Source organism: Desulfosporosinus sp. OT (genome assembly GCF_000224515.1).
Lineage (GTDB): Bacteria > Bacillota > Desulfitobacteriia > Desulfitobacteriales > Desulfitobacteriaceae > Desulfosporosinus.
The window spans coordinates 1-6,154 of the sequence record NZ_AGAF01000204.1 but is presented as its reverse complement, the minus strand read 5'-3'; the positions used below and the strand labels follow the sequence as shown (position 1 = coordinate 6,154).

The window sequence follows — 6,154 nt, the reverse complement described above, 5'->3', positions numbered from 1 at the left end:
GGGTAGTAACCTTAGCCAGGGGGCTAGACAATGGAACTACTGCGCATGGCCAAGGGCGACAGCAACTGCAATGCTGGAAGGTGATGACAGGGCTCATTGTCCGTGGAGCTATGGGACTTGTAGCGATTAAACGTCATTACGACTCCACTTCTTGTACCCAGGCTATAAATTTGTGATACTTTTTCCAAATCAAAGCAGTTGACAGAAGTTGGCTGCTTTTTGTTTCGGGAACGTTCTATTTGAATAGTCGAAGGAGGTGAACTAAGATGGTTGTTGTTCTTTATCGCTATAATACAACAGCACAATGGGCTGGAATTCAGTGCGAGGGTGGCACTGGCTGTAGGAATGCTTATAACTGGGTAATGACTGACATTGTTGCTATTAAGGGTGACAAATTAGGAGGAATTCGAACTAATTGTATTGGTCTCAGGTATTGCTGAACAGAGAATCTTCTGGCGCTCAATACTGTCATCAAGTCCGTGGTAGGGACTCTGTGTTGCAGTGTTTTACTTGGGGTTATTTCAAATGTTTTGGAAGGAAATAATCTACTGATGTTGAATTGTAGGAAGAAATATCTAGTGGATAAGAGAATAATGAAGTATTCAGAAGCAAACTTGGGTAGAATTTTCATCTTAAGACTAGAACATGGCGATAAAGTACCAGATACCATTGAGAAATTTGCCAAGGATCACCAAATTGACTCTGCAATTTTGCACTTTCTTCGCGGTGTTGACACAAACAGTAAGGTTGTGGTAGGGCAGGAGGATGGCACTGCTAAGAAGCCGCGCGCGATGGTTACAGAACTGTTGGGAACAAGCGAGCGGTAGGTATTGGGCTGCTTTTGGGCGTAATAAAAGACACAGTTACAGGCTGTACAAGGGAGTGTGTCACAATTTGGCATATCGGCGAAGTTATTATTTTTGAACTAAAGAATTCATCGGCACGGAGAAAAGTTGACCCAAATACTGGTTTTGAACTATTAGAATTGTAAATAGGATTGGTTTGGCACCAATGTCGACTGTCGACCTCTGTCGAAGGGACTGGAAAACTTATGATAATGGTTTCTTATATATTAACATAGCTAGGAGTGAGGTAATGAAGAAAATTATCGAAAGGCTAAATTATCTAATCGAGGCGCTTCCAATCAGAGTTAAACAGTTTTCGGAACCGGAATTTTCAACACAGCTATTAAACAGGTGGTCGAAAAAAGAAACTCTGGGGCATCTATGCGATTCTGCTACCAATAACCTGTATCGGTTTATCACAATCCAGTCTGAAAAGCAACCGTATATAGTCGTGCCTTATAATCAAAACAACTGGGTTTCGATTCAAGATTATCAAAGTATACCAACTTCTGAAATTGTAGGTTTTTGGACTACTCTGAATAAACATATCGTTAGAGTCATTTCAAAGATCCCTGAGGAAAAATTTTTATATCTGTGTGATATCGGCGATAATAAATCTATGACGCTAGCCGAGCTAATTGAAGATTACTTAAGGCATATGGATCATCACCTAATTCAAATCGTTGATACATCTAATCTTTAAGAGGCCGTTCTATTGAGAATTATTACTGGATTTATCAAAGATAAGGAAGTGGTTTAGTGAGTTCAGATTCAATTTCTAGCATCGAATTCTCTACGAAAAGTGAATTTGATGCTAGGAAGAATATTTTTATTAATGTTGTTGAGATAGCAAAAAGAATATGCCAAGCAAAATTGATAAGTGGTGATACAGCAGTTGATTGCACTATGGGAAATGGAAATGATACTGCATTTTTATGCCGTTTAGTTGGCCAAAAGGGCAAGGTATATGGTTTTGATATTCAAGAAGATGCTATTAAGAATACAAGAAAGAAGCTCGAGGAACTGAATTTTATTGAAAGCGCTGAAATAATCCTTGATGGTCACCAAAATATTGATAACTATATAAAAGAAAATGTCAAATTAGTGATGTTTAATCTGGGATATCTACCTAAAGGGAATCATGAAATCACTACAAAAAAGGGAACTACCATTGCAGCTGTTCAGAAATGTTTAGATATACTCGAGCCGAATGGAATTATATTACTTATAGTATATCCAGGACATGAAAATGGGAAAAAAGAAAAAGAAGCTTTAGAAAGTTTCACAACAAAATTAAACCAAAAAGAATATAATGTAGCAAATATTTGCTTTACAAATCAGATTAATAACCCGCCCGAACTTATTTGTATTGAAAAAATTTGTCCTAAATAATGTTTTTCAGAGGAACTTCGATGTCTCTATATATACTATCGGCCATGCCAATGCCTTTGTATTAAAACCATCACAATTCCCCCTTAAGCTGTTTGTGACAGTTTAGTTTGATCTTTTTCTAGGACTGAGCTATAATCACTAACCAATTGATCAAATATGTTGGTCCAGGATTTTGTCTCTGCATGTTCTCGGGCGTTGGCAGCCAGTGCTTTAATAAATAGTTTGTCTTCAGCTAGCCTAATGATCGCCTCGGCCAAGCTTGTGGCAGCGCGGGGAGGGCATATCAAACTATTGTAATTATTGATTACATTGTCTTTAACGCCCCCCGAATTCACAGCGATCACCGGTAATCCCGAAGCCATAGCTTCCAGCACGACATTACCGAAGGTTTCGGTGCTGGATGGGAAGACAAACACGTCACTGGACGCATACATAGCAGATAATTCCTGCCCTTTTAAGTACCCTGTAAATACTACGTTATCGAAAGAACGTTCTTTCATTTGTTTGGCATAAGGACCGTCACCAACAAAAACAAATTGAACCTTATCAGCATGACTGGAGTTAACTATTGTTATGCTTTCCAATAAGATATCAAGGTCTTTTTCGGCGGCCAGCCTGCCAACATATAGAAAGATAATCTTATCTTCAGCATTCTGGCAGTACCGGATGTTCATGTTTTTATAGTTCGGGTTGAAAATGGTCGTATCAACGCCCCTTGACCAGATGCGCAGGTTCTGTATTCCTTTACTTTCTAGGACTTTCCAGGTATCGAGAGAAGGGCAGAAATTGATTTCGCTAAATCCATGGAACCATTTGAAAATCCCCCAGACTATTCCCTCTAGGTACTCCAGGTTGTAATACTTGAGATATACATCAAAATTAGTATGGAAGGACGAGACTATCGGGATTCCTCTGTCTCTCCCATATTTTAAGCCGGCTAGGCCTATTCCCAAAGGGTCAGTAAGATGAATAATATCAGGCTTGAATTTGTCGGCTATGCGGCACAAATTTGCATAGGAAGGTATGGCAAGTCGGCACTCGGGATAGAACGGTAGACTAACACTTTTAAACCTGGCAACTGGTGACCTATCAGTGCTTACAAGTTCCTCGTTAAAATGAGGAGCAAAAAACATATGCTTAATCGCTTGGTCGTTGAGATAGTCACCTAACTTACTCAGGGTATTGCTAACTCCATTTATTTGGGGGAGGTAGGTATCGGTAAAATAGGCTATCCTCATATTAATACCCCCTATATAGCAATCTTTAACTCATTGTATAGACACATGGCTAGGATTGAAACACATACTAAAATAGAAATTTGTGAGCATAGGCTGTATCCAATTCAAAAATGCAAGGTTATCTCTTAATTTTTTTCAAATACCGATTATATGCTTCCTCAATATAAGTGATAACCTTGTTTGAAGAGGACATGATCTCGGTTGGCAGGATATAATTTCGACGTTTTTACAACTTTTTGGCATTGCTGAAAGTAGCCTAAGAGTTGGAATTCATGAGCAAATGTGATCTGTGTGTTTAAAGTGAGGGATTCTAACAGAAGAAGATTTTAAATCCGGTTTGATATTTCCATACATGAAGCTGAAAGCGTTCATTTTAATCTTTAATTCGTTTTCTACAGCATTTCGGATTGATTGGGACAATCCCAGATGCATTACAATATTCACCACTTTCACTTCCTTAGAAAAATTTGATTACTGAATCCAGTATAAAGGATTAGTGTAAAGTAGGTTTTATAGCTGTGTAAATGACCAGTTAATTATTGTGGTAATTTATCTTTTTGTTTTTTTGCTCTGGAAGTCAGGAGCACTAATCCAAGTGAGAGCGTAGTTTAATATAGTTGTTTTGTTCTAGAATGCAATAAGTACCCTCCCACATTGATTTAATGCGAGAGGGTACTTATTTGGCGATAGTAAGGCTTTTGGTGAGCGATGTTTGCATCGAGCAGATCGCGCAAGTGGAGTGGACACGATTCTAAGCTGCGATTATTAACGAGGGAGTATCCAAGTAACTCCTGTTTCTTGAATAACTACCTTTTCCATTTGACCGGATGCTGCTTGGCGGAAACGAGCTATAGGTTCTTCCATAGGCTCTTTGGAGAGTTTGAACGATCCCCAATGCATGGGTATAACCCATTTTGCCGAGATTTCCTCGGCCATTTTCCAAGCCTGTTCCGGAGTAGCGTGTCTAGCTTCAAAGGATTTTGGAGAGTAGGCGCCAATACCCATAATGGCTACGTCTATAGGCGTCCCGTCCAGTTGTTGTCTGAATAATTCCGTGTAGCCTGTATCTGCACCAAAAAAAAGATTTATGCCGTTTTTAGATAAGAGGTAACTATTCGCTTCCATGCCTTTTTTCCATGGTATTCGGGCTCCCCAGTGTTTGCCTTCGATCGCTTTGACATTGACACCGGCAAAAGACTTGCTATTTTGCCAGTGAAGTTCATCAATCGATTGATAGTTCATGCCTTTCCATAAGGGAAGTGTATTTTTGGCAGTAACAGCAAAGGTGTTAGATGATTGTAGCTTGCGTAATGTGGGATAATCAAAGTGGTCTGTATGAGCGTGCGATACAAGTAACAAATCGATCGGGCCAACTTCGTCGCTCTTCAAAGCTGATGCTACATAACGGGTAGGTCCTATAGTAAAGTTACCTATAGGAGTAATACCGATATTTGAGGTTAAAGCTGGATCAATGATAATTCTTGTACCAAAGAAATTAATTAAAAAACTGGCGTGCCCGAGCCAAGCTATCGTAACTTCATTGCTTGACCATTTTTTAGGGGAAGGAGAAAAGTTGGGCTTAATTAGTTTAGTTTGTTCAGCGAATACTTTATCAATAACGCTTATACCTCCAGTCAAGCCCGGAGCCTCGATAGCCCCAGGCCAATAAATTATCTTTGGGTTATAGTTTTATAGGTTGGCGAGTTAACTCTGTATTTATTAAATTGCCCTGATTCTTAAAGGATATCACTTCAGTTTTTTAGTTTAACAATGTATTCTGTGATTAAATATCGAAATCCTGCACGTAGATGCGACATTCAGGGTGAGAAATTAAGTTAACCAAAAAATATACATTTATTTAGACATTGTTGTACGGTATCAAACCTTTAAGGTATCAAATATTGAAGATACGTAAACCATAATTCAGGATAACCAAATAATTCAAGAGGGGAAAATCATATGACTACGGATAGAGCTAATGAAATCGGGACATTGAGCCCAAAAAGCAGGCTTGAACAAGCCCTCAGCTTAGGCGGGAGAGTACCAGAGCTTAAAAAAGAAGAAAGAATGCTTTATCTAGGGGAATTGAGGGAACGAGTTATTCGCAAACTATCAAAAAAGCAAGTTGCTAACCCTTCAATTTTCCCGGAAATTAAAGAAGCTCTTAAGGACAAGAGGACCATCAAAATGCTAATTAATGGCGACCTAAGTTATAAATTTACAGATAAATATATTAAATTGGCCAAAGAAGTGGGCAAACCATTCACCATAATTCATAATTCCGAACTAAAAGGGGACACAGGACTGGCTGTCATTAGTGACCAAGCGATTGATATTACAAACATTGATATCTAGCCAAGCACTAGGCAGTGCTAGTTCGATTTTCACCTTATGACTCTTCATGATTACACGTAATAATATACTAATAGCTCTTCTCCGGTGGTAACTCGAAGTAAAAGATAAAGATAAAGAAATAGGAAAGAAAACAAGAAAATAAATGTTGACAGTACATATTGAAAATGGTATTATAACTGAGCGCCACAAAGACGCACAACGATTGACAAAGTTAGGGGCTGAAACCTCGAGCTAGTCAATCTGGATCAGGCAAATTAGTGGTTGACAACGCAAGTTGAAAATGCTAAGATATAGATCCGGCCCAAGTGGCTAATGAAAAGTCAT

Annotated in this window: 7 protein-coding genes; 5 read left to right on the top strand and 2 right to left on the bottom strand. The window is 38.8% G+C overall.

The genetic code is table 11. The features are described 5' to 3' along the window. Positions 1-266: 266 nt before the first annotated feature. The 4 genes from DOT_RS30670 (at position 267) to DOT_RS19055 (ending at position 2,237) form a co-directional block, all read left to right on the top strand. Entirely contained in the window at positions 267-440 is a 174-nt protein-coding gene (locus tag DOT_RS30670; RefSeq protein WP_009622297.1) for a hypothetical protein, read from the top strand. A gap of 138 nt (positions 441-578) precedes the next feature. Beyond that, positions 579-827: a DUF296 domain-containing protein gene (locus tag DOT_RS31980; RefSeq protein WP_242833870.1), complete on the top strand. Its 249-nt coding sequence runs from the start codon at positions 579-581 to the stop codon at positions 825-827. 268 nt (positions 828-1,095) lie between these two features. Then, positions 1,096-1,548 carry a DinB family protein gene (locus DOT_RS19060; RefSeq protein WP_009622291.1) on the top strand — a complete coding sequence of 151 codons (453 nt, stop codon included), beginning with the start codon at positions 1,096-1,098 and terminating at the stop codon, positions 1,546-1,548. 122 nt (positions 1,549-1,670) lie between these two features. Continuing rightward, entirely contained in the window at positions 1,671-2,237 is a 567-nt protein-coding gene (locus tag DOT_RS19055; protein WP_040412912.1) for a class I SAM-dependent methyltransferase, read from the top strand. A gap of 83 nt (positions 2,238-2,320) precedes the next feature. Here DOT_RS19055 and DOT_RS19050 read toward each other — a convergent pair whose 3' ends face one another. Together DOT_RS19050 and DOT_RS19045 are read right to left on the bottom strand one after the other, a co-directional pair. Beyond that, the gene (locus tag DOT_RS19050) at positions 2,321-3,475 is read right to left on the bottom strand and encodes a glycosyltransferase family 1 protein (RefSeq protein ID WP_009622287.1); all 1,155 of its coding nucleotides are present in this window, start codon (positions 3,473-3,475) and stop codon (positions 2,321-2,323) included. A 765-nt stretch (positions 3,476-4,240) separates the two neighbouring features. Further along, positions 4,241-5,113 carry an MBL fold metallo-hydrolase gene (locus tag DOT_RS19045; RefSeq protein ID WP_009622285.1) on the bottom strand — a complete coding sequence of 291 codons (873 nt, stop codon included), beginning with the start codon at positions 5,111-5,113 and terminating at the stop codon, positions 4,241-4,243. A 321-nt stretch (positions 5,114-5,434) separates the two neighbouring features. Here DOT_RS19045 and DOT_RS19040 point away from each other — a divergent pair, with 321 nt between their 5' ends. Next, the gene (locus DOT_RS19040; RefSeq protein ID WP_009622283.1) at positions 5,435-5,830 is read left to right on the top strand and encodes a YueI family protein; all 396 of its coding nucleotides are present in this window, start codon (positions 5,435-5,437) and stop codon (positions 5,828-5,830) included. The last annotated feature ends 324 nt before the right edge of the window (positions 5,831-6,154 follow it).